Source organism: Mediterraneibacter sp. 210702-DFI.5.30 (genome assembly GCF_020560115.1).
In the GTDB taxonomy this organism is placed as follows: Bacteria; Bacillota; Clostridia; order Lachnospirales; family Lachnospiraceae; genus Mediterraneibacter; species Mediterraneibacter faecis.
Window position 1 is genome coordinate 1 of the sequence record NZ_JAJCME010000013.1, and the last position, 22,639, is coordinate 22,639.

Genomic DNA, 22,639 nt, shown 5'->3' on the forward strand with positions numbered 1-22,639 from the left:
AAGACATCGCCCTTTCACGGCGGTAACACGGGTTCGATTCCCGTCGGGGTCATTTATGCCGATGTGGCTCAATTGGCAGAGCAGCTGATTTGTAATCAGCAGGTTATCGGTTCGAGTCCGATCATCGGCTTGTTCTTAGGAACAGAAATAATCAATTGGACCTTTAGCTCAGTTGGTTAGAGCAACCGGCTCATAACCGGTCGGTCCTGGGTTCGAGTCCCCGAAGGTCCATTTAGCTAGACTGCTTGGAAGTAGTAAGGGGCAGCGAGCTGACAATTAAATATTTGGCCCAGTGGCTCAGTTGGTTAGAGCGCCGCCCTGTCACGGCGGAGGTCGAGAGTTCGAGTCTCTTCTGGGTCGTTCAAGATGCGAAAGCATTTTGAGGAATGCCGCAGTGGCGGAACTGGCAGACGCCCGGGACTTAAAATCCCGTGGGTAGTGATACCCGTACCGGTTCGATTCCGGTCTGCGGCATTATTTTTTCTCTGAGATTTTTGTGAAGTTAATATTTGCAAGAATCTCAGAGTTTTTTGTTTTATGCATTCCATTTGGAGGCAAGGATATTATTCAAAAAATAACGGCATTGAATCTCATCTTACGAGATACAATGCCGTTATTTTAAAGTCTTCACACTTTTCATTAAAAAGTGGACCTGGCGGGAATCGAACCCGCGTCCAAAAACCTGTCCCATGTACTTCTACTATCATAGTCAGTTATTTGACATTCCCTCTGCCGTACGAAAACTAACATCCTTACGGGTTCAGTAGCTTCATAATACGCCTGACAGCTCAAAGCTTTGCCGTCATCGTTTCTCACATAGTCGGTGCCAGATTCCTAAAGTGTGAGTGCTTCAGGGCTGACATGCAGCATTTAGGCTGCAGCTAATTCGAAATTATCGTTAGCGTTTAATTTTAAGTTTGCGATTTAACGCATCAGCCTACGGATAGCTTCTCCATCTTCGAGATCCCTGTCGAAACCAGTACAAGCCCTGATCAGGGTAGAGTAATAAATACTCTCTACTGTAACAGACACATTCTCTTGTGTGCTGTACATACTAATATAGTAAAAAGAAATATAAATGTCAAGTGATTATTGCGTTAAAAGAAGTGAAAAAGCAGTAAAAATTTAGCATTTTTAATGTCATTTCACATATTTTTTATAAAGATAATTACTGTCAGACAGGGAAGAATGTGTTAATATAATAATATGAGTAATTATAAATCTTAACAAGAAAATTCGGAAAAAGGAGAGGTTTCTTATGCCAACAACATACGCACATTATAAATTCGGAAAAGAGGTGCTCAGCGCACTTCCAAGACCCCTTCAGAATTCTATAGAAGCGCATAGAGAGTTGTTTGATATTGGGTTACATGGACCGGATATTTTATTTTATTATAATGCATTAAAGAAAGATCCGGTGAATGAACAGGGGCATACACTTCATGAACAATTTGCCGATGAGTTTTTCCATCATGCTGTTGAAGTGATTGAGAAAGCAAAAGATCCGGCAGCGGCGCGTGCATATATTTATGGATTTATCTGTCATTTTGCTTTAGACAGTGAATGCCATCCTTATGTTGAAAAAATTATGCAGGTCGGAAGAGTTTCACACAATGAGATTGAGATGGAACTGGATCGAATGATGCTGACGGAAGATTATCATGATCCTTTGCGCTATCTGACAGCAAAGCACATTCAGCCGAAGATGGAGTATGCGGAAGTGATCGCACCATTTTTCAAAGATGTAACAGCCGAGCAGATCTATAAGGCATTAAAAGGGATGGTTTTTTATCATAAGCTGTTTCTGGCACCGACATCTGGAAAGCGAAAAGCGTTGTTTCTTGGGATGAAGGCAGTGGGGAAATACGATTCATTGCATGACATAGTGATGAGTGTAAAGCCAGATCCGTTATGTCAGAAATATTGTAAGGTTTTGAAACGGCAATATTCAGGTGCAGTGCCGTTAGCTGCGAGTTTGATCGTACAGTATCAGAAGAAATTATTCCAGGATACACCGCTTCCGGAACGTTTTCATGAAACATTTGGTGCAGGAGAAGAGTGGGAGAAACTGCGCCTGTAGAGAATCGAAGAAAAGAGCAACAGACTGCTTGCCAGGAGAGATGCAGAAGAAGAGAAAAAGAGTCAGGAGAATGTAGATGAAGGAATTCGTTAAAGTGCAGGATATCACGAAAACTTATAAAATGGGTGAAGTTGAGATTCATGCAGTGGATCACATCAGCTTTTCGATTGAGCAGGGAGAACTTGTTGTAATCGTTGGACCAAGTGGTGCAGGTAAGACAACTGTGCTTAATATTCTCGGCGGAATGGATACGGCAACAAGCGGGAAGCTGTATGTAGATGGAAAAGATATTACAGCTTATAATTCCAAACAGCTGACAGGATACCGCAGAGATGACATCGGATTTGTTTTTCAGTTTTATAATCTTGTGCCGAATCTGACCGCATTGGAAAATGTTGAGCTTGCATTGCAGATCAGTAAGGATCCGTTGGATGCACAGGCAGTTTTGGAGGAAGTTGGTCTGGGGGAACGGAAGAATAATTTTCCGGCACAGCTTTCCGGCGGTGAGCAGCAGCGAGTTTCAATCGCGAGAGCATTAGCGAAGAACCCAAAGCTTTTGCTTTGTGATGAGCCAACAGGTGCATTGGATTACAATACAGGAAAATCAATTTTGAAATTACTTCAGAATATGTGTAGAGAAAAGGGAATGACAGTTATTATCATTACACATAATCAGGCACTTGCGCCGATGGCAGATCGATTGATTCATATAAAAAATGGACAGGTAGCAAGAATAGAATCTAATGAGAATCCGACTTCGATTGATGAAATTGAATGGTAGGGGATGTGGATGAAGAAAGCATTACGAAAAAACTTTTATATGGAGATCCGTCATAGCCTTGGACGTTTTTTATCCATTTTCTTTATTGTTGCGATAGGATGTGCATTCTTTTCCGGAATCCGTGCATCAGAGCCGGATATGAGATATTCAGGAGATGCATATTTCGATGAGAAGAACCTGATGGATATTCAGGTAATGAGTACAATGGGACTGACAAAAGATGATCTGGATGCAATTCGTGCTGTGGATGGTGTATTGGATGCAGAAGGAAGCTATGCAACAGATGTACTTTGTACGATTCGGGGAAACCAGGTAGCAGTTCATGTTATGGCGCTCCAGGATAAGATGAATCAAGTTCAGTTAGAAGATGGCAGGCTTCCGGAAAAGGAAAATGAATGTGTAATAGATGCAGATTATCTGGATGGAAAGAATCTGAAGATTAGGGATAAGATCACATTATCGAGTGGGACTTCGGATTCTTTGGAAGATACACTTAAGACAGATACATTTACCATTGTTGGTACGGTCAGCAGTCCGGAGTATATTGCATTTCACAGAGGCAGTACAACAATTGGAAATGGAAGTGTCAGTGCCTTTCTTTGCGTTCCGGAGAAAGCATTTTCATTAGATGTGTATACAGAGATTACAGTGCAGGTTGAAGGTGCAAAGGAAGCGACTGCATTTACGAAAGAATATGAAGAACACGTGGATTCTGTGCTGAAAAAGGTTCAGGCAATTAAAGCGGAAAGAGAACAGGCCAGATATGATGAGATTACTTCGACAGCGCAGGAAAAAGTGGATGAAGCACAAGATGAGTTAGCTCAGGCAGAGCAGGATCTGGCGGATGGAAAAAAAGAGGCGGAAGAAGAACTTGCAAGTGCAAGAGAGAAACTTGATGCAGCGCAGAAAGAACTTGAACGAGGAAGAAATCAGCTGGCAGCTTCGAAGCTTGAACTGGAGCAGTCGAGAAATCTTCTGATATCAAAACAAAAAGAGCTGGATCAGTCCAAAGCACAAGTTGAGCAGGGTGCACAGGAACTTAGCGAAAAACAGATTGCACTTACAACATTAAGAAATCAGCTGGCACAACTGAAAGAGCAGGAAGAAAGTCTGGAAGATCAGAGACAAGAACTTTTAGCGCAACAGACACAGATGCAGCAAAAGAAAGACGAGCTTCTGAAAGCAAAGGAAGAATTGCAGCAACAGGCAGAAGACTATCAGTCTGCGTATCAGCAGATTTATCAGCCGTTGAAAAAGTCTTATGAAGAACTAAACACACAGTATGAACTTCTTCTACAGAACTATGAGGCACTGAAAGAAGAATACGACCGGAAGCAGGAAGCAGGAGAAGAAGATCCGGAATTAAAGGCTCAGTTAGAACAGTTGGAAGCTGAAAAAACAGCAATGGAAGAGAAGTTGACTGAATTGAAAGCAAATCTGGATAAAATGGAACTGAAGGCGAAAGCTGCCGAAGCGGAGATTCAGAAAAACCAGACAAAGATCGAAGCCGGATTGACGCAGATCAACGAAGGGCTTCCAGCAGTTGAAGCCGGGATAGCTCAGATTGAAGAAGGTATTCCGGTATTGCAGGATAATATACAGAAACTGACGGATGTGTTGACACAGGGGGACGCTGCAATCCTTACCGCAAGTCGGCAGATAGATCAGGCAAAGGCGCAGATTACATCCGGTCAGCAGCAGATTGACAGCGGATGGCAGCAGATCAGTGAGGGACAGAAGAAGATTGAGGAGGCACAGCAGCAGTTAAGCAGCGGAACAAAGGAGCTGGAAGACGGTTGGGCAGTGTATGAGGAAGGTCGTATAGAAGCTCAGAAGAAGATTGAAGATGGAGAGCGGCAGATTACAGAAGCAAGAGAAGAGCTTGCGAAAGCACAGCAGAAGATTGATGATCTTGAAAAGCCAAAGTGGTATGTTTATGATCGGAACAATCTGACAGAATACAGTGGATACGGAGATAATGCAGACCGTATGCGGGCAATCGGTAAAGTGTTCCCACTCATTTTCTTCCTTGTTGCAGCATTGATCAGTCTGACAACAATGACACGAATGGTAGAGGAGGAGAGAACGCAGATCGGTACTTTGAAGGCTCTCGGATATGGAAATGCTTCAATTGTTGGAAAATATCTCTGGTATGCGATCCTTGCGACATTAACCGGTGGTGTTTTCGGAATTCTGATTGGAGAAAAGATAATTCCATATATCATTATCACTGCATATAAGATCTTGTATCGTCATATGTATGATGTTGTGATCCCGTATAATTTGTATTATGCTGTAACAGCATGTGCAGCGGCACTTGCATGTACAGTAATCGCAACACTATTCTCCTGTATGAAAGAATTACGAGAGCAGGCAGCAGAATTGATGCGCCCGCCGACACCAAAACAGGGAAAACGAGTATTTCTGGAACGAGTTCCGTTTATCTGGAAAAATCTGAATTTTACATGGAAATCGACCGTACGTAATCTGGTGCGGTATAAAAAACGCTTCTTCATGACAGTATTTGGAATTGGCGGCTGTATGGGCATGATGTTGTTTGGTTTTGGATTAAAAGATTCTATTTCAGCAATCGTTCCGCTTCAATACGAACAGATTCAGCTTTATGATGGAGACGTTATTTTAAAGGAAGATGTGACAGAAGAAGAGAGAATTGAGGTTCAGAAAGAACTGGATACGGATAAGAAGGTATCAGTGACTGCAGAAAATCTTTTGAAAAATATTGAAGTCAGTTCAGGAGAGTCTTCTCAGGAAGTTTATTTAGATGTACCAAAAGATGTGGAAGCATTCAAAAAGTTTGTCGTGATTCGGGATCGGAAGACAAAAGAAATTTATTCATTGGATGATAAAGGAGCAATCCTGACTGAAAAAGTAGCGAAACTGCTGGAAGTCAATGTCGGTGATAAATTAACGATTGATACAGATGATGGAGAGAAAACAGTCTTGATCAGCGCAATTTGTGAGAACTATATGGGACATTATCTCTATATGACATCTGAAGTCTATGAAAAGACATTCGGTGAGGCTCCGGCCTATAATTCAATTTATTATAGAACTCAGGACCGTACAACAGAGGAGGCAAAGGATGTCGGCGAAAATGTAATGAAGTGTGATGGAACACTTAGCATCAGCTATACGACAAGCCTGAAAAAGCAGGTGGATCATATGTTGGAGAGTCTGGACATTGTGATTATTGTATTGATTATTTCAGCAGGAATGCTGGCATTTGTAGTGCTGTATAATCTGAATAATATTAACATTACAGAGCGCAAGAGAGAACTGGCAACATTAAAGGTACTTGGATTTTATGACAAGGAAGTTTCTTCTTATGTTTACAGAGAGAATATCCTGCTGACCTTGATTGGGGCACTGGCGGGATTGTTGATCGGAAAAATTCTGCATCGCTTTATTGTTGAGACAGTGGAGATTGATTCGGTTATGTTTGGACGAAATATCGATCCACCAAGTTTCCTGTATGCCTTTCTTCTGACAGTGGCCTTTTCTTTGTTTGTCAATGGAGTGATGTATTTTAAGTTAAAGAAGATTAACATGGTTGAATCACTCAAGAGTGTAGAATAAGACAGATTTGTCAGGAAATATAATAACGAACATAATAATGGATTGCAGAGAAGCTGCATGGAACATAGATACAATTGTGAAATGTTCCATGACAGCTTCTTTGTTGTTGTCGGCCGCATATAGTGTAAGCAGCAACCGCACGTAGCATGAACAGTAACTTTTTGTTAAAAAGCACTTGAAATATACCTGTAGGGGGTATATATTAATAATTAGAAAATATACCCCCAGGGGGTTATATGACAGGAGGAATACAATGGAAGAAAAGAAAGTCTGTCCGGGATGTTGTCACAAGACAAAGGACCGCCCGGAAAAAGAATATAAAGATCTGATGAATCGTCTGAGTAGAATTGAAGGACAAGTCAGAGGAGTTCGAAGGATGGTTGAAGAAGGCGCGTATTGCCCGGATATTCTGATTCAGGTATCTGCGGTGAATGCGGCTCTGAATAGTTTCAATAAAGTGCTTTTGGCAAACCATATCCGGACATGTGTGGCAGATGATATCCGGGATGGAAAAGATGAAACGATTGACGAGCTCGTGACGACACTTCAGAAATTGATGCGATAAAAGATCTGAAGAGAAATCCGGCACAAAAAGTCCGGATCACAACTTGAAGGAGGAGTAAGATGGAACAATATAATGTGACGGGAATGAGTTGTGCAGCCTGCAGTGCCCGTGTTGAGAAGGCAGTTGGGAAAGTCCCCGGAGTTGAGAACTGTTCAGTCAGTCTTCTGACGAATTCCATGGGAGTGGAAGGCACAGCAACAGTAGATGCGGTCATTGCGGCTGTTGAGGAAGCTGGATATGGGGCAACGTTGAAATCTGCAAAGAATGAAGGGCATGGGATGAATCAAAGTGAGCAGAACTGTGCGGAAGATGCGTTGAAAGACAGGGAGACACCGAAGATGAAAAGGCGTCTGATCGCTTCTTTGTGTTTTTTGATTCCGCTCATGTATCTGTCAATGGGACACATGATGTGGGGTTGGCCGCTTCCGGTATTTATGGAAGGTAATCATGTGGCAATGGGGCTGGCACAGCTGCTGTTAACGACAATCGTTATGGTGATCAATCAGAAGTTTTTTATCAGTGGATGGAAAGGCATGATCCATAGAGCACCAAATATGGATACGCTGGTTGCACTTGGTGCAGGTGCATCTTATGGATATAGCGTGTATGCATTATTCGCTATGACAGCAGCGCAGACGGCAGGCGATATGGATCATGTGATGGAGCTGATGCATGAATTTTATTTTGAATCAGCAGCAATGATTTTAACGTTGATCACAGTCGGAAAGATGCTTGAAGCGCATTCAAAGGGAAAGACAACAGATGCATTAAAGAGTCTCATGAAGCTGGCACCAAAGACAGCAACGCTCCTGCGCGATGGAAAAGAACAGGAAGTTTCCATCGATCAGGTGAGAAGAGGAGATCAGTTTGTTGTAAGACCGGGGGAGAATATTCCGGTGGATGGAATTGTTCTGGAAGGAAACAGTGCAGTAAATGAAGCTGCACTGACCGGAGAGAGTATACCGGTAGATAAAGCAGAAGGGGATAAAGTGTCTGCGGCTACAATGAATCAGTCAGGTTTTCTGCGCTGCGAGGCGACAAGAGTTGGCGAGGATACGACATTATCACAGATTATTCAGATGGTAAGTGATGCGGCAGCAACAAAAGCGCCAATTGCCAAAGTGGCAGATAAAGTTTCAGGAGTATTTGTTCCGGCAGTTATTTCCATTGCAGTTGTCACAATGATCGTATGGCTGCTTGTCGGAGAGTCTGTTGGTTTTGCACTTGCAAGGGGAATTTCTGTTCTGGTAATCAGCTGCCCGTGTGCATTAGGTCTGGCCACTCCGGTTGCAATTATGGTTGGAAATGGAATGGGCGCGAAGAATGGAATCATGTTTAAGACAGCTGTTTCGCTGGAAGAGACAGGAAAGACGGAGATTGTCGCACTGGATAAGACAGGAACAATCACAAGTGGAGAACCGAAGGTGACAGATCTGCTCCCTGCGGACGGAATGACAGAACATGAATTATTATTTTTTGCAAATGCATTGGAGAAGAAAAGTGAGCATCCGCTTGCCCGGGCAATTCTTGTAAAGGCAGAAGAAAATGGGGAAGCAGAGCAGAAAAGTGAAATCACACAGTTTCAGGCAGTTCCGGGAAATGGTCTGTCAGGAAAACTTGGAGAGGACTGGCTGTACGGAGGCAATTTTAAATTCATTTCTGACAAAATGAAGATTTCTGCCAGCATAAAAGAACAGGCGGAACGGTTGGCACAGCAAGGAAAGACACCGCTGTTCTTTGGAAGGAATGAGCAGTTCCTTGGCATGATCGCAGTTGCGGATGTGATCAAGGAAGATAGTCCACAGGCAGTGAAAGAACTTCAGAATATGGGAATCCATGTTGTTATGCTGACCGGAGATAATGAGCGCACAGCGAAGGCAATTGGTGAGCAGGCAGGTGTGGATGAAGTGATCGCAGGTGTTCTTCCGGAAGGAAAAGAACAGGTGATCCGCAAGCTGAAAGAAAAAGGAAAGGTTGCGATGGTAGGTGACGGTATCAATGACGCACCGGCACTGACCAGGGCAGATATGGGAATTGCCATTGGAGCGGGGACAGATATTGCAATCGATGCAGCGGATGTTGTGCTGATGAAGAGCCGGTTAAGTGACGTGCCGGCGGCAATCCGTATGAGCCGTGCAACATTGCGCAACATTCATGAGAATCTGTTCTGGGCATTTTTCTATAATGCGATAGGAATTCCACTGGCAGCAGGAATCTGGATCCCAGTCTTTGGTTGGAAATTAAATCCGATGTTCGGAGCGGCGGCAATGAGCCTGTCCAGTTTCTGTGTAGTAACAAATGCATTGAGACTGAATCTGTTTAAAATGTACGATGCCAGCAAAGACAGAAAAAGAAAGATGAAAAAGGTAGAAACAGCAGAAAATACTGTTTCAGATATTGTCTTAGCAGACAAAAATGAGTCAGAAAACAAGGAGGAGACAAAGATGACAAAGACAATGAAAATCGAAGGAATGATGTGCGGACACTGTGAGGCAGCTGTAAAGAAAGCTCTCGAGGCACTTGAGCAGGTTGATACAGCAGAAGTCAGCCATGAGGCCGGAACAGCAGTTGTGACACTGAATTCTGAAATCAGTAATGAAGTGCTGAAAAAGACAGTCGAAGACAAAGATTATACAGTAACAGCGATCGAGGATTAATGAGCGAAGAAGAGGTCCCCTGCAGAAATGAAAGATTCTGCAGGGGACCTCTTGGATTAATCCTTGTATACAATCTTTCCATCACAGATTGTATATTTTACTTTTCCATACAATTCCCATCCGGTAAATGGAGAATTAGAAGACTTAGAAGCATAAGTCTCAGGAGTCCATTTCTCATTCGGATCAAACAGTACAAGATCAGCTGATTTTCCTTCTGCGACAGAACCGCACGGAAGGTGATACAGGCTGGCAGGATTGATCGTCATCTTCTCAATCAGCTGGCTTAATGTCAGGTGTCCCGGACGTACAAGGGAAGTGATTCCGAGAGCAAGGGAAGTCTCAAGACCAATAATACCGCTTGGTGTTTGTGTGATAGGACGGGATTTCTCTTCCGTACTGTGTGGCGCGTGGTCTGTAGCAATCAGATCGATCGTACCGTCTTTGAGACCTTCGATGATAGCAAGGCGGTCATTTTCTGTACGAAGCGGTGGGTTCATCTTGGCAAGTGCGCCGTATTTTAATACAGCTTCATCTGTTAAAGTGAAATGATGCGGAGTTGCCTCTGCATGCAGATTTGCTCCCATAGCTTTAAAGGTACGTACCAGTTCAACGGACTGTCCGGAGCTGATATGCTGGATCACGACCTGTGCACCGGAACGAAGCGCCAGCAGACAATCTCTGGCAACAAGAGATTCTTCAGCAATCGAAGGAGATCCGTAGATGCCCAGCGCATCAGATACAGGTCCGTGGTTGATTCCGTTTGTTTCAATAAATGCAGGATCTTCTTCATGAAGACTGATCGGAAGGTCAAGTGCCTTCGCCTCTTCCATGGCCTTATAGAGAAATGCAGCGTTCTTAAGAGGAATTCCGTCATCTGTGAATCCACAGGCACCGGCAGCGGCAAGTTCCTTCATAGAAGTCATCTCTTCACCCTTGAGTCCGCAGGAGACAGCAGCAGCCTGGAAAATATGGATGTCTTCCAAAGCCTCCCGTTCCATCAGTTCTTTGAGAACCGGAACAGAATCGATGACCGGTGAAGTATTTGCCATACAGATCACGGAAGTAAATCCACCGGCAGCAGCTGCAAGAGATCCGGTATGGAGATCTTCTTTATAAGTAAATCCGGGATCACGGAAATGAATGTGTGTGTCAACAAGTCCTGGAGAAATCATAAGTCCTGCAGCATCAAGCTCAGCCTCTCCATTTTCAGGTGTCAGAGTTCCGGCATCTGCGAGTGTCTGGATCAGACCGTCTGTGATGCGAAGGTCGACAAGACGTTCTGTATCAGATGCAGGATCAATTAGAAAACCATTTTTTATAAGCATAATTCATCCTCCTTTTGCTGTTAAGTATACCGTATTTTTGATAGAGATTCAAATTTATTAGAAAATGTGTTATCATAAGCATACCGTAATATGAAAAGAAAGAAGGCAGAAAGGTTGATCTTTGGATTTTACCGGATCAGGACAATCGTTCTGCGGAAAGAAGGAGTAAATGAAAGAATACGATTATCTGATTGTCGGAGCAGGTCTTTATGGAGCTGTCATGGCACATGAATTAAAGAAAAAAGGGAAGAAATGTCTTGTGATTGACCGAAGAGATCATATTGCAGGAAATATTTACTGTGAGGACATAGAAGGAATCCATGTACATAAATATGGTGCACATATTTTCCATACGTCTGATAAAAAGATATGGGATTACATGAATCAGTTCGCGGAATTTAATAATTACATCAATTCACCGGTAGCAGTTTATAAAGATGAACTTTATAACCTGCCATTTAATATGAATACATTTAGTAAGATGTGGAATATCCGCACACCACAGGAAGCAAAAGAGATTATTGAAAAACAGCGCAAAGAGACAGGAATCACAGATCCACAAAATCTGGAGGAACAGGCACTCTTTCTTGGCGGAAGAGATATCTATGAGAAACTGATCAAGGGTTATACAGAGAAACAGTGGGGAAGAAAGTGTACAGAACTTCCGGCATTTATTATCAAACGTCTGCCATTCCGCTTTGTTTACGATAATAACTATTTCAATGACAGATATCAGGGAATTCCGGTTGGCGGTTATACAGCAATCGTTGAGAAGATGCTGGAAGGAACAGAAGTTCGCACAGGGATTGATTTCTTTGAATTCAGAAAAGAGAATCCGGAGATTGCAGAGAAGATTATTTTTACAGGAATGATCGATGAATATTTTGGATATCAGCTGGGAGCATTGGAGTATCGTTCTGTCAGATTTGAGACAGAAGTTCTTGATTGTGAGAACTATCAGGGAAATGCTGTTGTCAATTACACAGAGCGTGAAGTTCCGTATACAAGAATTATCGAGCATAAGCATTTTGAGTTTGGCAAGCAGGAGAAGACGGTTATTTCCAGAGAGTATTCATCAGAATGGAGTGTTGGCATGGAACCATACTATCCGGTAAATGATGAGAAGAATAATGCATTGTTTGAAGAATATAAGAAGCTTGCAGAAAAGGAAGAAAATGTAATCTTTGGCGGACGACTGGGTGATTATAAATATTATGACATGGATAAAGTTGTTGCCGCAGCTCTTGACAGACTGGAAGAATTCAATTAATATGAGAGTCACACTTCAGTCGTTCTGACTGAAGAATCAGGAAAGATTCTGAAGAGTAGTTCGTATCAGATTCTGATAATTTTCAATTGGACAGGTATTGTATCGTGTGCGGTGTGGGGCCGCACACGTTTAGATGACAGATTGCAGTAGAATTAAATATGGAAAAAATGTATGAAGTACTTCGCTTCGTGGAAAAAGGAACCGAATGCCAGCCAAGTATCGATTGCCTGCAGGGAGAACTTTTGATTTATTATCTGCGGGATAATACACAGTTGGATAAAGCGGTGTTATTTGAATGGTTCCGACAAATTGCCGGAGAAATAAGAAAGTATCAGCAGTCGAGACGTGGGCAGAATTATCGTTGTCTGACGCCGTATAGTATTGTTGTGACAGAAGAAGGAGAACTGTTGCTTTTAAATCCGGATGCACAGGAAAATGAATTTGTTATGAAGAAGATGCAGCAGAAAGCGGTGAGAAGTCATTTTATCCGCCCGACAGCGTCAGGCAGCAGGAAAAATTGTTCCGTAGATTTGTTTGGATATGGTAAAATTTTGCAGTTTTTACTGGCATATACAGAGCAGATCCCGGAACTTAGCAGAAGTGAAGAACGCAGATTGGAGCGAATCATTGAACGTTGTACCGGTGGCGGAAGACGGCATTATGATAAGATCAGCCAGGTGATACGTGATCTTCCGGAGGAACGCGAGGAATGGAATTTGGAACAGAAAGTAAAACTTCGGAATGTCAAACTGGCGGTTCTTTTATTTGCTGCCGGGGCAGTAATTGCGGCAGCCGGAATTGGGATGAGCCGGGGAAGAGAAAGCAACAATACAGTTGGAAAAAGTGAAACGGCAGTGCAAGCTCAGAAAGCAGACGATGTAAAAGTAATACCAGAAGAACATAGTAAAACTGAACAGGACAGAAAAAAAGCATTGGAAGATATGAAATGGAAGAAAGAGATGGAAGAACGGGTTCAGGAGATTCTGGAATCGGTCAAAGCATGTGAAAAGAAGATAGAAGAAACGACGAAAGAAGAGAATAACGGGGAAAACAAGGAAGAAACAGAGCAAACGACAGAACAGCAAACAGAGGAAACTGTGGAAAAATCTGTAGAAGAGGAAATACAACAGGAAACGAAACAAGAAGTGATAAATGATCCGGTTGTTCCGGAATAAGAAAAAAGTCTCCATAAAAGGGAGGATGCCGGGTAACCATTTACTGGTTCCCGGCATGTATTATGAAAAAGTTTATTCAAAGTTTTTTGTTTTTTCCTTTGATGCTTATAGTATATGTGAGAGAAATGAAGAAAAAGTGATAAGAAGATGAAAGATTTTTAAATGATAAATGAACAAATTATGAACGACAGATGTAGTGGAAAATAACGGTTTAAAAAAGAATGGCAGTGTGGTATTCTACATCTAAAGAAAACTTCGGAAGTTACTGTTCACTCCCGTGTCAATCACTCCGCTGATTGACACGGAGGATGCGTGTTTTGACTTGAATGCATCTCGCCCCATCGCCAAAGGCGATTTAAAATGGCGAGATGCGTTGCTGGTCGCACATCGTGTGAACAGTAACCTTCGGAACAGGAGGTAACAGTTGAGTATGACAAGACAGGAATTTATCCGAAAATTACAGGAGGCTTTGAATGGAAAGCTTGATGCCGCAACAATTCAGGATCATCTTAAGTTTTATGATGATTATATTATAGAAGAAATGAGAAAAGGAAAGAGCGAGCAGGAGGTCTTGGAACTGCTCGGAGATCCGTGGGCAATTGCGAAAACCATTGTGGACGCAAGTGATGGAACAGACGAAGAAGTGGTTTATGAGAACAGGAGTCCATTCAATAATTCGTACAACCAGACAACGCAGGCACAGAACAGCTATACTGGTTATGGACAGAAGGATGAATATGGAACAGAGCATTCTTATGGTTCCTATCATGAGTTCAGATTAGATACCTGGTGGAAGAAGGCTTTGCTGATTCTTGCAGTTGTATTTGTAGTCGTAGTAGTTGTGTCTGTTATAACAGGAATCATAAGTTTTCTGGCACCGGTTCTTGTTCCTCTTCTGATCATTATGATCGTGATCAGACTGATCGGTGGGAACCGACGATATTAGAAAAAAGAAAAGTAAAAGACCGATGGGGGAGCCATCGGTCTTTTGAGGGGAGTATAAATAATTAATAAGGGGTTGTAGAAAATAATCTTTCTACATGAATCAGTATAATATATGCATTTGGAAAAAGCAAGCAAAATATTCAAAATATGGTTGAAACAAAATGCATAAAAAGACCTCCGTTTGGGATAATAAAGATTGTACTAAATAGTTACTGTCAGTTAATAAGAACAGTAACACCAAATAAGGAGGAAGTATCATGGCAAAAAATTATAGCAACACAAGTAAAAATTCTCAGAATGGATTCTATTCATCGAAGGAAGAAAATCAGAGTAAGAACAGAAATTCAACATCTAATTCAGGTTCGAATAAGAATTCCAGTAAAAATTCTTATTCAAATCAGAGTAAGAACAGCACAAACTGCAATTCCAAAAATGCAGATGACTGCTATGGCGGAAAAGATGATTATGATGAGTCAGACAGATATTAACAGATACTGTGAGCAGTAACGAATAAGATTCTTATAAACAGTAACAAGGCAGAGAAGAAAGGCAATCGCACTTTACTCTGCCTTTCATTTATAGTAAAATTATGATACTGTAAAATAAGAATCAGTTAACAGTAATTAATAAGTACATAAAGATAATATGAGGTAGATATGGAAAGAATGGAATGGATTGCGCCGTGTCATTTCGGTCTTGAATCAGTATTAAAAAGGGAGATTCAGGATCTGGGATATGAGATCGCACAGGTGGAAGATGGAAGAGTTACCTTTTACGGAGGAGCAGATGCAGCGTGCAGAGCGAATGTATTTCTCCGTACAGCAGAACGTGTTCTGCTCAAGGCAGGAAGTTTTAAAGCAGTTACCTTTGATGAATTGTTTGAGAAGACAAAAGCAATTCCGTGGGAGAATTATATACCGAAGAACGGGAAGTTCTGGGTGGCGAAAGCTTCATCGGTAAAGAGTAAGCTGTTCAGCCCTTCGGACATTCAGTCAATTATGAAGAAAGCGATGGTAGATCGTCTTAGAAGCAGATATCATGTACAGTGGTTTCAGGAAGATGGAGCTTCTTATCCACTGAGAGTATTTTTGATGAAGGATATCGTTACGATCGGAATCGATACATCGGGAGATTCTCTTCATAAGAGAGGATACCGTCCGTCAGCCGGCAAAGCACCGATTTCTGAGACACTGGCAGCAGCACTGATCATGCTGACACCGTGGAGAAAAGAGCGTATCTTAGTGGATCCGTTTTGCGGAAGTGGAACATTTCCAATTGAGGCAGCAATGATGGCAGCAAATATTGCACCGGGAATGAATCGTTCTTTTACGGCTGAGAGCTGGGCGAATCTGATTGATAAGAAACTCTGGTATGAGGCCATTGATGAGGCGAATGATCTGATCGATGATCAGATTGAGACGGATATCCAGGGATATGATATTGATGGGGATGTTGTGCGGATGGCAAGACAGAATGCAGAGAATGCAGGTGTGGATCATCTGATCCATTTCCAGGAGAGACCGGTCAGTGCACTGAGTCATCCGAAGAAATATGGATTTATTATAACAAACCCGCCGTATGGAGAGCGTCTTGAGGAGAAAGAGGCACTTCCTGGTTTATATCGTGAATTTGGCGAGAGCTTTAGGAAACTTGACAGTTGGTCTGCATACATGATCACAAGTTATGAAGACGCAGAACGTTATTTCGGAAGAAAAGCAGATAAGAACCGTAAGATTTATAATGGTATGCTGAAAACATATTTCTATCAGTTCCAGGGACCAAAGCCACCGAGACCGAAGAAATAAGAAACGCTGTACCAGATTGTTGGTGAAAAAGAATAGAAGGTAGAAAGCAAAATGAAGAGAAGAATTGTATTTGCAACAGGAAATGAAAATAAGATGAAAGAGATCCGGATGATTCTTGCTGATCTTGGTATGGAGATCGTATCGATGCGTGAGGCAGGAGTCGATGAAGAAATCGTAGAAGACGGAATGAGCTTTGAAGAAAATGCAGAGATCAAGGCAAGAGCTGTATCACGAGTGCTGGTCAACGATATTGTTCTTGCAGATGATTCAGGTCTTGAGATTGACTATCTGGATAAGGCACCTGGAATTTATTCTGCGAGATTTGCCGGAGAGGATACTTCTTATGATATAAAGAACAGAATCCTTCTGGACAGACTGGAAGGGGTTCCGGACGATGAGCGTACCGCAAGATTTGTCTGTGCGGTTGCAGCAGTATTTCCGGATGGAACAACAAGCGTAGTCCGTGAGACGATTGAAGGACAAATTGGACACGAGATTGTCGGTGCGAATGGATTCGGTTATGATCCGATTTTCTATGTTCCGGAATTCGGATGTACAACAGCGGAGATGACACCGGAGCAGAAAAATAAATTGAGCCACAGAGGAAAAGCACTTCGAGCAATAAAAATCCTGCTGGAAGAGAAATTGAACGAGGAAGAAGCATGAAAATTCTGATTGTCAGTGATACACACGGAAGACACCAGGCACTGGACCGCGCATTAGAAGAGGCTGGGAAAATTGATATGTTTATCCATCTTGGAGATGTAGAAGGTGGAGAAGACTATCTGGAGGCTGTCGTAGAGTGTGAGAAGCATATTATAAGAGGAAATAACGACTTTTTTACAGAACTTCCGAGAGAAGAGGAGTTTGAGATTGGGCCTTATCATGCATTTATTACCCATGGACATTATTATTATGTGTCCATGGGGATGGAAACTATCATAGAAGAGGGCAGATCAAGAGGAGCGGATCTCGTAATGTTTGGTCATACACATCGTCCTTTCTTTCTTCAGAAGAATGGAATGACAATTTTAAACCCGGGAAGTCTATCTTTTCCACGTCAGGAGGGAAGACGAGGCAGCTATATGATCATGGAAGTCAATGGGGACGGAAAATTGAGTTTTGAGCAAAAATATCTATAATTGTTTTAATTATCAGAAAACTAAAACAAAAGAAATAATTTGCACACTCTTCTTGCGAAAAACAGGTAAAAAAACAGTCGTAAAAAAGTAAAAAAACTTTAAAAAACCTGTTGACTTTCTGAGAAACATGCCATATAATATATCTTGTCGCTGCGGGAGATACGAAAGAAACACAAAGCCGCAGGGGCAAGGAAATAAAACTGATATCGGGGTGTGGCTCAGCTTGGCTAGAGCGCCTGGTTTGGGACCAGGAGGTCGCAGGTTCGAATCCTGTCACCCCGATCATCCTGCGGGTGTAGTTCAATGGTAGAACACCAGCCTTCCAAGCTGGATACGTGGGTTCGATTCCCATCACCCGCTTCTCGTTTGAAAACGAGAGGTTCTCATTAAGAGAAATGAGTCTGTAGCTCAGCTGGATAGAGCAACGGCCTTCTAAGCCGTAGGTCGAGGGTTCGAATCCCCCCAGGCTCGTTTTATGGTGGGTATGGTGCAGTTGGTTAGCGCGCCAGATTGTGGTTCTGGATATCGCCGGTTCGAGTCCGGCTATCCACCTTTTTCTTTAAATATTCCAACTGGCCGTGCAGTGTCAGATATGAAGTCTTCGATGGGCTATCGCCAAGCGGTAAGGCACAGGACTTTGACTCCTGCATTCGCTGGTTCGAATCCAGCTAGCCCAGTTATCCTGCTAGCAGGAAAGAAATAAAAATGAATAAGGGCGTGTAGCTCAGGTGGTAGAGCACTTGACTTTTAATCAAGTTGTCCGGGGTTCGAATCCCCGCACGCTCACTGGAACAAGCAAATTGCTTGTTCTATTTTTTTCTTAATCAATAATTGAATAAGAAATATGCGGATGTGGCGGAATTGGCAGACGCGCCAGATTTAGGTTCTGGTGTTTACGACGTGCAGGTTCAAGTCCTGTCATCCGCAGTAAATTTTTTCCCCGGAAGTGCTGATCAACATTGCACTTTCGGGATTTTTTCTATCTGAAAACCAGTATGAAAAAAGAAGCCGCACATTAAAGTGCAAGCTCCTTTTCTTTCTTTTCCCAATCAATAAACATCATAAAGAATGAAATTAATAACAAGAAGGAACAGCCAAGAATTGCCTTTGTCTGGAACAGCTGGACTGCTGCATTACCGATCACTGCGCCGACAATAAAGCAGGCAATGATTCCGTAATACAGAAGACTTGTATCCAGAAAATGTCGTTCTTTTGTATGGAAATAGTGGTGCAGGTTCTCTGTTCCACTGCGCAGATTACCGATGCACATTGTAGTTGCGATTCCTTTGCCATGAATCTTGCGAAAACTTTCAACCTGAATTCCACAGGCAAAAGAAGTTAACGCATTGGCCGGAAGATTCAATGCTGTTGGGAAGAAACTGACTGCGATCAGGATCAGTGCTTCTGCCAGAACAGAAATCTGTCTCCAGTGAAGCAGATTTCCTGCCTTAGCCCGGACAACTTCAGCAAGAGCGATTCCAAGTGCAAAGGCGAGTACAGGGAAAAGGTATTTCAGTGTGTTCTGGAAGTCTCCCTGAGAGAGATGTACCCCAAAGAGAAGCATGTTTCCAGTCTGTGCATTGGCAAATACTTCTCCACGCTCCATATAAGAGTAAGCATCCATGAATCCACCGGAAAGTGCAAGGATTGCTCCAAGCCGGATAGATTCAGAAATTTGAAATTTGTGTTTCATAGATATCACCTCATTTTCGTGTGTAGTACCTACTGTCATGATTGAATTGCTGCTTTCTGGCGGAAAGCAGTAATAATAAGCCATCAATTATTATAAAAGTGACAGTAGTGGCTGTCAAGATTCTCCGGGTGAGAACTTTATATCAAAAAAGGTAGACAATATGTCGAAAAAAATCGAAAATTCACTTGCACCTCCGGAATAAGTGGTATATACTGGTCAAGTATGTTTGAAATTACAGTAATCTGCATTCAGGCATTGTGCAGATTTCTGTGTTGGCTTTTATTATTACTTGTACTCGATAGACAGATGGAGGTAAAAAACATGGTAGAAAAGAAAGTGAAGTTTATGTCAGCAGGGCAGATCATGACATTTTGCAACACTTGTCAGAAATTAAAATCAGACGTTGATGTAACTGATATGGCAAACAGAAATTATATCATCGATGGTAAATCCCTTATGGGGTTAATGTCTATTAAGCTGGGACTGCCAATGCGTGTAGTTGTGAATGGACAGGATGAAGAAGAGGCAAATGAATGTTTTTCTAACTATGAGTTTGAATAATCCTGCCGGAGGCATTCTTGAATAAAAGAAGAGACGGTCAGTCTGTAAATGAAGTTTTGACACACATTTATAGACTGACCGTTTTGTTGTTCACAATATTGACAAAACTATTTGGTATATTAAAAGGTAATTAAATGTAGAAGTAATCTGGTACACCCAAATATAAGTTAGGAGAAAAGAAAATGGAAAGAGCGAAAATATTAGTTGTGGATGACGAGAGCAGAATGAGAAAACTTGTGAAGGATTTCCTTACAAGAGAAGGGTATATAGTATTAGAAGCCGGAGATGGAATGGAAGCAATGGATCTTTTTTACGAAGATAAAGACATTGCCCTGATTATTTTAGATGTAATGATGCCGAAAATGGATGGCTGGCAGGTGTGCCGTGAGGTTCGAGAGACTTCTAAAGTGCCAATCATTATGCTGACAGCGCGTTCTGAGGAGAGAGATGAGCTGCAGGGATTTGAACTTGGTGTGGACGAATACATTTCCAAGCCATTCAGTCCAAAGATTCTTGTGGCAAGAGTAAATGCGATCCTTCGCAGAACTTTGGGAGCGGTCGGCAATGATTCGCTGGAGGCAGGCGGTATTACGATTGATAAGTCAGCACATATCGTGAAGATTGATGGAACACCGGTTGAACTTAGTTATAAAGAATTCGAATTGTTGACCTATTTTATAGAAAATCAGGGAATTGCGCTTTCCAGAGAGAAAATATTGAATAATGTATGGAATTATGATTATTTTGGTGATGCAAGAACAATTGATACACATGTGAAGAAACTGAGAAGTAAATTAGGCGATAAGGGCGAATATATCAAAACAATCTGGGGCATGGGATATAAGTTTGAAGTTCAGAGCACGGAGAAATAAATCAGATGAAGAAAGCAAAAAGAGAACTGAAATATACGTTGAGCGGACAGATGACAGCTATTTTTGTTGGACTTCTAGTGTTTGTTCTGATGTTAGTTTTCATTGTTAATACGGGGTTTCTTGGACGATATTATATGTCTCATAAGCAGAAAGATCTGATTGAGATGTATGAGGAAATGAGTGAAGCAGTGAACAATGGAAATCTTGGAAATGAGGCAGTGCAGAAGAAACTTGTGGCGGAACTTGAAAAAACGAATATTGATGTCTGCGCGATGGATATTTCTGACGATGGAAAGGTTGTATTTACAAATGTAAAGGAAGAAGGTTTCCTGTACAAACAGATGCTCCGTATTTTCTTCCTGAAAGATGATGATCAGGAAAAGATTCTCAAGCATTCGGATGATTATGTGGTTCGTAAAATCCAGGATCCACAGAGCGGTACGGATTATCTGGAAATGTGGGGGTATTTAAGTGATAGTGTGTTTGTCACAATGCGAAGCCCATTGGACAGTATTCGTGAAAGTGCCAATCTTGCCAATCAGTTTCTGATTTATCTTGGAATTTTCGGAATGTTCTTTGGAGGAATCCTTGTATGGATTTTTTCACGAAGGATTACAAAACCAGTGTTGGAACTGGCAAGACTTTCCGAAGATATGGCAAATCTGAATTTTGATGCGAAGTATACGAGCGGCGGAAAGAATGAGATTGGTGTTCTGGGCGAGAATTTTAATAAAATGTCAGATCAGCTGGAAAAGACAATATCTGAATTGAAGACTGCGAATAATCAGCTGCAGCAGGACATTGAGCAGAAAGAGAAACTTGAAAATATGAGAAATGAATTTCTTGGAAATGTTTCCCATGAGCTGAAGACGCCGATCGCATTGATCCAGGGATATGCCGAAGGGTTAAAAGAAGGAATCAATGACGACCCGGAAAGTACAGAGTTTTACTGTGATGTCATTATTGATGAAGCAGGAAAGATGAACCGGATGGTCAAGAATCTGCTGACACTGAATCAGTTGGAATTCGGTACAGATGAAGTGGAATTTGAACGGTTTGATATTGTGAAGCTTGTGAAAGGTGTTATTGCAAGTTGTGATATTCTGATCCAACAGGTTAATGCGAATGTAGATTTTATTGCTGATGAGACAGCTTATGTCTGGGCAGATGAGTTTAAGACAGAACAGGTTGTACGGAATTATCTTACGAATGCGATTCATCATGTCGGAAATGAGAAGCGGATCGAAGTGAAGATCGTTTCAATGGATGGAAAAGTATGTGTTTCCGTCTTTAATAGTGGAAAACCGATTCCAGAAGAAGATGTACCAAAACTGTGGGATAAATTTTATAAAGTGGATAAAGCACATACACGTGAATATGGTGGAAATGGGATTGGACTTTCAATCGTTAAGGCAATCATGGAATCTTTCCATCAGGGGTACGGCGTGAAAAATTATGACAATGGAGTCGAATTTTGGTTTGAACTCGACGCAAAGTGTGGTAAAGTATAGAAAATAGATACTAGATAATAGATACTAGATTACAGATAAGAGGTAGGCTAATGATAGCAATAATTGATTATGATGCCGGTAATATCCGCAGTGTTGAGAAAGCATTGCTTGCACTTGGACAGGATGTTATAGTTACAGCGGACAGAGATGAGATCCTTCATGCAGATAAAGTGATTCTTCCGGGTGTCGGTGCATTTGGAGATGCTATGGAGAAATTAAAACAGTCAGGGCTTGATGAAGTAATCCGCGAGGTTACAGAAAAGGGAACACCATTTCTTGGAATTTGCCTTGGATTGCAGCTTTTATTTGAGCACAGCGATGAGGCTCCGGGTGTAGAAGGACTTGGAATTCTAAAGGGTGAGATCTTAAGGATACCTGATAAAGAAGGATATAAGATTCCCCATATGGGATGGAATTCCCTTCATTTAGAGAATGATGGAAGACTTTTTAAGGGAATCGCTGAGAATTCTTATGTATATTTTGTACATTCTTATTATCTGAAAGCAGAAGAGGAACAGATTGTCAAGGCATCAACAGAGTATACAACACATATCCATGCGTCTGTTGAGAAGGACAATATTTTCGCATGCCAGTTCCATCCGGAGAAGAGCAGTGATGTAGGACTGAAGATTCTGAAAAACTTTGTAGAGCTGTAGGAGG

At 41.9% G+C, this 22,639-nt stretch carries 18 protein-coding genes, 11 tRNA genes and 1 other RNA gene; 27 read left to right on the forward strand and 3 right to left on the reverse strand.

Translation table 11 applies throughout. The features are described from left to right. The first annotated feature begins 57 nt into the window (after positions 1–57). The 4 genes from LI126_RS12040 to LI126_RS12055 all read left to right on the forward strand — a co-directional run bounded on the left by LI126_RS12040 (position 58) and on the right by LI126_RS12055 (position 474). Positions 58–130 (forward strand) — tRNA-Thr (locus LI126_RS12040). A 27-nt stretch (positions 131–157) separates the two neighbouring features. Continuing rightward, positions 158–231, forward strand: a tRNA-Ile gene (locus LI126_RS12045). 55 nt (positions 232–286) lie between these two features. Next, positions 287–360 (forward strand) — tRNA-Asp (locus LI126_RS12050). A 28-nt stretch (positions 361–388) separates the two neighbouring features. Then, positions 389–474, forward strand: a tRNA-Leu gene (locus tag LI126_RS12055). 170 nt (positions 475–644) lie between these two features. Here LI126_RS12055 and ssrA read toward each other — a convergent pair. Then, positions 645–989: a transfer-messenger RNA gene (ssrA, locus tag LI126_RS12060) on the reverse strand. 269 nt (positions 990–1,258) lie between these two features. On the opposite strand from ssrA, the gene LI126_RS12065 reads away from it, so the two are divergent. From LI126_RS12065 to LI126_RS12085, 5 genes are all read left to right on the forward strand, one after another. Next, complete coding sequence (locus LI126_RS12065; RefSeq protein ID WP_020437313.1) at positions 1,259–2,080, forward strand: zinc dependent phospholipase C family protein; 822 nt, start codon at positions 1,259–1,261, stop codon at positions 2,078–2,080. A 76-nt stretch (positions 2,081–2,156) separates the two neighbouring features. Beyond that, positions 2,157–2,861 carry an ABC transporter ATP-binding protein gene (locus tag LI126_RS12070; RefSeq protein WP_054753705.1) on the forward strand — a complete coding sequence of 235 codons (705 nt, stop codon included), beginning with the start codon at positions 2,157–2,159 and terminating at the stop codon, positions 2,859–2,861. A gap of 9 nt (positions 2,862–2,870) precedes the next feature. Then, positions 2,871–6,458, forward strand: a complete 3,588-nt coding sequence (locus LI126_RS12075; RefSeq protein ID WP_227165473.1) for an FtsX-like permease family protein — start codon at positions 2,871–2,873, stop codon at positions 6,456–6,458. A 253-nt stretch (positions 6,459–6,711) separates the two neighbouring features. Then, positions 6,712–7,023, forward strand: coding sequence for a metal-sensing transcriptional repressor (locus LI126_RS12080; RefSeq protein ID WP_015529301.1), 312 nt, complete (start codon positions 6,712–6,714; stop codon positions 7,021–7,023). 59 nt (positions 7,024–7,082) lie between these two features. Beyond that, positions 7,083–9,680, forward strand: coding sequence for a heavy metal translocating P-type ATPase (locus LI126_RS12085; RefSeq protein WP_227165474.1), 2,598 nt, complete (start codon positions 7,083–7,085; stop codon positions 9,678–9,680). Positions 9,681–9,736: 56 nt separating this feature from the next. Here LI126_RS12085 and LI126_RS12090 read toward each other — a convergent pair whose 3' ends face one another. Further along, the gene (locus LI126_RS12090) at positions 9,737–11,005 is read right to left on the reverse strand and encodes a dihydroorotase (protein WP_227165475.1); all 1,269 of its coding nucleotides are present in this window, start codon (positions 11,003–11,005) and stop codon (positions 9,737–9,739) included. 169 nt (positions 11,006–11,174) lie between these two features. Between LI126_RS12090 and glf the strand changes: the two genes are divergently transcribed. The 14 genes from glf (at position 11,175) to LI126_RS12160 (ending at position 18,269) form a co-directional block, all read left to right on the forward strand. Beyond that, positions 11,175–12,275, forward strand: a complete 1,101-nt coding sequence (glf, locus tag LI126_RS12095; RefSeq protein ID WP_015529304.1) for a UDP-galactopyranose mutase — start codon at positions 11,175–11,177, stop codon at positions 12,273–12,275. A gap of 158 nt (positions 12,276–12,433) precedes the next feature. Continuing rightward, positions 12,434–13,450 carry a hypothetical protein gene (locus LI126_RS12100; protein WP_227165476.1) on the forward strand — a complete coding sequence of 339 codons (1,017 nt, stop codon included), beginning with the start codon at positions 12,434–12,436 and terminating at the stop codon, positions 13,448–13,450. A gap of 430 nt (positions 13,451–13,880) precedes the next feature. Further along, a complete protein-coding gene (locus LI126_RS12105) occupies positions 13,881–14,396 on the forward strand; it encodes a DUF1700 domain-containing protein (RefSeq protein WP_015529306.1) in 516 nt (171 codons plus the stop codon). Positions 14,397–14,652: 256 nt separating this feature from the next. Beyond that, positions 14,653–14,883, forward strand: a complete 231-nt coding sequence (locus tag LI126_RS12110) for a hypothetical protein (RefSeq protein WP_015529307.1) — start codon at positions 14,653–14,655, stop codon at positions 14,881–14,883. A 168-nt stretch (positions 14,884–15,051) separates the two neighbouring features. Further along, positions 15,052–16,200 (forward strand): THUMP domain-containing class I SAM-dependent RNA methyltransferase, encoded by a 1,149-nt coding sequence (locus LI126_RS12115; RefSeq protein ID WP_015529308.1) that lies wholly within the window; start codon positions 15,052–15,054, stop codon positions 16,198–16,200. A 51-nt stretch (positions 16,201–16,251) separates the two neighbouring features. Next, entirely contained in the window at positions 16,252–16,866 is a 615-nt protein-coding gene (locus tag LI126_RS12120; protein ID WP_020437305.1) for an XTP/dITP diphosphatase, read from the forward strand. Next, the gene (locus LI126_RS12125) at positions 16,863–17,342 is read left to right on the forward strand and encodes a metallophosphoesterase family protein (protein WP_227165477.1); all 480 of its coding nucleotides are present in this window, start codon (positions 16,863–16,865) and stop codon (positions 17,340–17,342) included. Before LI126_RS12120 ends, LI126_RS12125 begins: the two co-directional genes overlap by 4 nt. A gap of 207 nt (positions 17,343–17,549) precedes the next feature. Continuing rightward, positions 17,550–17,624: transfer RNA gene (locus LI126_RS12130), tRNA-Pro, on the forward strand. Positions 17,625–17,631: 7 nt separating this feature from the next. Then, positions 17,632–17,702 (forward strand) — tRNA-Gly (locus LI126_RS12135). 37 nt (positions 17,703–17,739) lie between these two features. Beyond that, positions 17,740–17,813, forward strand: a tRNA-Arg gene (locus tag LI126_RS12140). Positions 17,814–17,820: 7 nt separating this feature from the next. Then, positions 17,821–17,894: transfer RNA gene (locus tag LI126_RS12145), tRNA-His, on the forward strand. 53 nt (positions 17,895–17,947) lie between these two features. After that, positions 17,948–18,019, forward strand: a tRNA-Gln gene (locus LI126_RS12150). 36 nt (positions 18,020–18,055) lie between these two features. Next, positions 18,056–18,128 (forward strand) — tRNA-Lys (locus tag LI126_RS12155). A 60-nt stretch (positions 18,129–18,188) separates the two neighbouring features. Further along, positions 18,189–18,269, forward strand: a tRNA-Leu gene (locus tag LI126_RS12160). Between the two features lie 88 nt (positions 18,270–18,357). Here the strand turns inward: LI126_RS12160 and LI126_RS12165 are convergent. Continuing rightward, positions 18,358–19,035 (reverse strand): YoaK family protein, encoded by a 678-nt coding sequence (locus LI126_RS12165; protein ID WP_227165478.1) that lies wholly within the window; start codon positions 19,033–19,035, stop codon positions 18,358–18,360. 321 nt (positions 19,036–19,356) lie between these two features. Between LI126_RS12165 and LI126_RS12170 the strand changes: the two genes are divergently transcribed. From LI126_RS12170 to hisH, 4 genes are all read left to right on the forward strand, one after another. Beyond that, positions 19,357–19,596: an HPr family phosphocarrier protein gene (locus tag LI126_RS12170; RefSeq protein ID WP_015529312.1), complete on the forward strand. Its 240-nt coding sequence runs from the start codon at positions 19,357–19,359 to the stop codon at positions 19,594–19,596. 182 nt (positions 19,597–19,778) lie between these two features. After that, positions 19,779–20,468, forward strand: coding sequence for a response regulator transcription factor (locus LI126_RS12175; RefSeq protein ID WP_054753719.1), 690 nt, complete (start codon positions 19,779–19,781; stop codon positions 20,466–20,468). Between the two features lie 5 nt (positions 20,469–20,473). Continuing rightward, positions 20,474–21,979 (forward strand): sensor histidine kinase, encoded by a 1,506-nt coding sequence (locus LI126_RS12180; RefSeq protein WP_020436211.1) that lies wholly within the window; start codon positions 20,474–20,476, stop codon positions 21,977–21,979. Between the two features lie 50 nt (positions 21,980–22,029). Further along, the gene (gene hisH / locus LI126_RS12185) at positions 22,030–22,635 is read left to right on the forward strand and encodes an imidazole glycerol phosphate synthase subunit HisH (RefSeq protein ID WP_020436210.1); all 606 of its coding nucleotides are present in this window, start codon (positions 22,030–22,032) and stop codon (positions 22,633–22,635) included. The last annotated feature ends 4 nt before the right edge of the window (positions 22,636–22,639 follow it).

What these genes read in the sequence shown, in the direction of transcription:
- LI126_RS12105 (WP_015529306.1), top strand. Translation starts at nt 13,881, where the DNA reads ATGACAAGACAGGAATTTATCCGAAAATTACAGGAGGCTTTGAATGGA.
- LI126_RS12075 (WP_227165473.1), top strand. Translation starts at nt 2,871, where the DNA reads ATGAAGAAAGCATTACGAAAAAACTTTTATATGGAGATCCGTCATAGC.
- LI126_RS12070 (WP_054753705.1), top strand. Translation starts at nt 2,157, where the DNA reads ATGAAGGAATTCGTTAAAGTGCAGGATATCACGAAAACTTATAAAATG.
- LI126_RS12110 (WP_015529307.1), top strand. Translation starts at nt 14,653, where the DNA reads ATGGCAAAAAATTATAGCAACACAAGTAAAAATTCTCAGAATGGATTC.
- LI126_RS12090 (WP_227165475.1), bottom strand. Translation starts at nt 11,005, where the DNA reads ATGCTTATAAAAAATGGTTTTCTAATTGATCCTGCATCTGATACAGAA.
- LI126_RS12165 (WP_227165478.1), bottom strand. Translation starts at nt 19,035, where the DNA reads ATGAAACACAAATTTCAAATTTCTGAATCTATCCGGCTTGGAGCAATC.
- LI126_RS12180 (WP_020436211.1), top strand. Translation starts at nt 20,474, where the DNA reads ATGAAGAAAGCAAAAAGAGAACTGAAATATACGTTGAGCGGACAGATG.
- LI126_RS12170 (WP_015529312.1), top strand. Translation starts at nt 19,357, where the DNA reads ATGGTAGAAAAGAAAGTGAAGTTTATGTCAGCAGGGCAGATCATGACA.
- LI126_RS12125 (WP_227165477.1), top strand. Translation starts at nt 16,863, where the DNA reads ATGAAAATTCTGATTGTCAGTGATACACACGGAAGACACCAGGCACTG.
- glf (WP_015529304.1), top strand. Translation starts at nt 11,175, where the DNA reads ATGAAAGAATACGATTATCTGATTGTCGGAGCAGGTCTTTATGGAGCT.
- LI126_RS12120 (WP_020437305.1), top strand. Translation starts at nt 16,252, where the DNA reads ATGAAGAGAAGAATTGTATTTGCAACAGGAAATGAAAATAAGATGAAA.
- LI126_RS12080 (WP_015529301.1), top strand. Translation starts at nt 6,712, where the DNA reads ATGGAAGAAAAGAAAGTCTGTCCGGGATGTTGTCACAAGACAAAGGAC.
- LI126_RS12115 (WP_015529308.1), top strand. Translation starts at nt 15,052, where the DNA reads ATGGAAAGAATGGAATGGATTGCGCCGTGTCATTTCGGTCTTGAATCA.
- LI126_RS12100 (WP_227165476.1), top strand. Translation starts at nt 12,434, where the DNA reads ATGGAAAAAATGTATGAAGTACTTCGCTTCGTGGAAAAAGGAACCGAA.
- LI126_RS12175 (WP_054753719.1), top strand. Translation starts at nt 19,779, where the DNA reads ATGGAAAGAGCGAAAATATTAGTTGTGGATGACGAGAGCAGAATGAGA.
- hisH (WP_020436210.1), top strand. Translation starts at nt 22,030, where the DNA reads ATGATAGCAATAATTGATTATGATGCCGGTAATATCCGCAGTGTTGAG.
- LI126_RS12065 (WP_020437313.1), top strand. Translation starts at nt 1,259, where the DNA reads ATGCCAACAACATACGCACATTATAAATTCGGAAAAGAGGTGCTCAGC.
- LI126_RS12085 (WP_227165474.1), top strand. Translation starts at nt 7,083, where the DNA reads ATGGAACAATATAATGTGACGGGAATGAGTTGTGCAGCCTGCAGTGCC.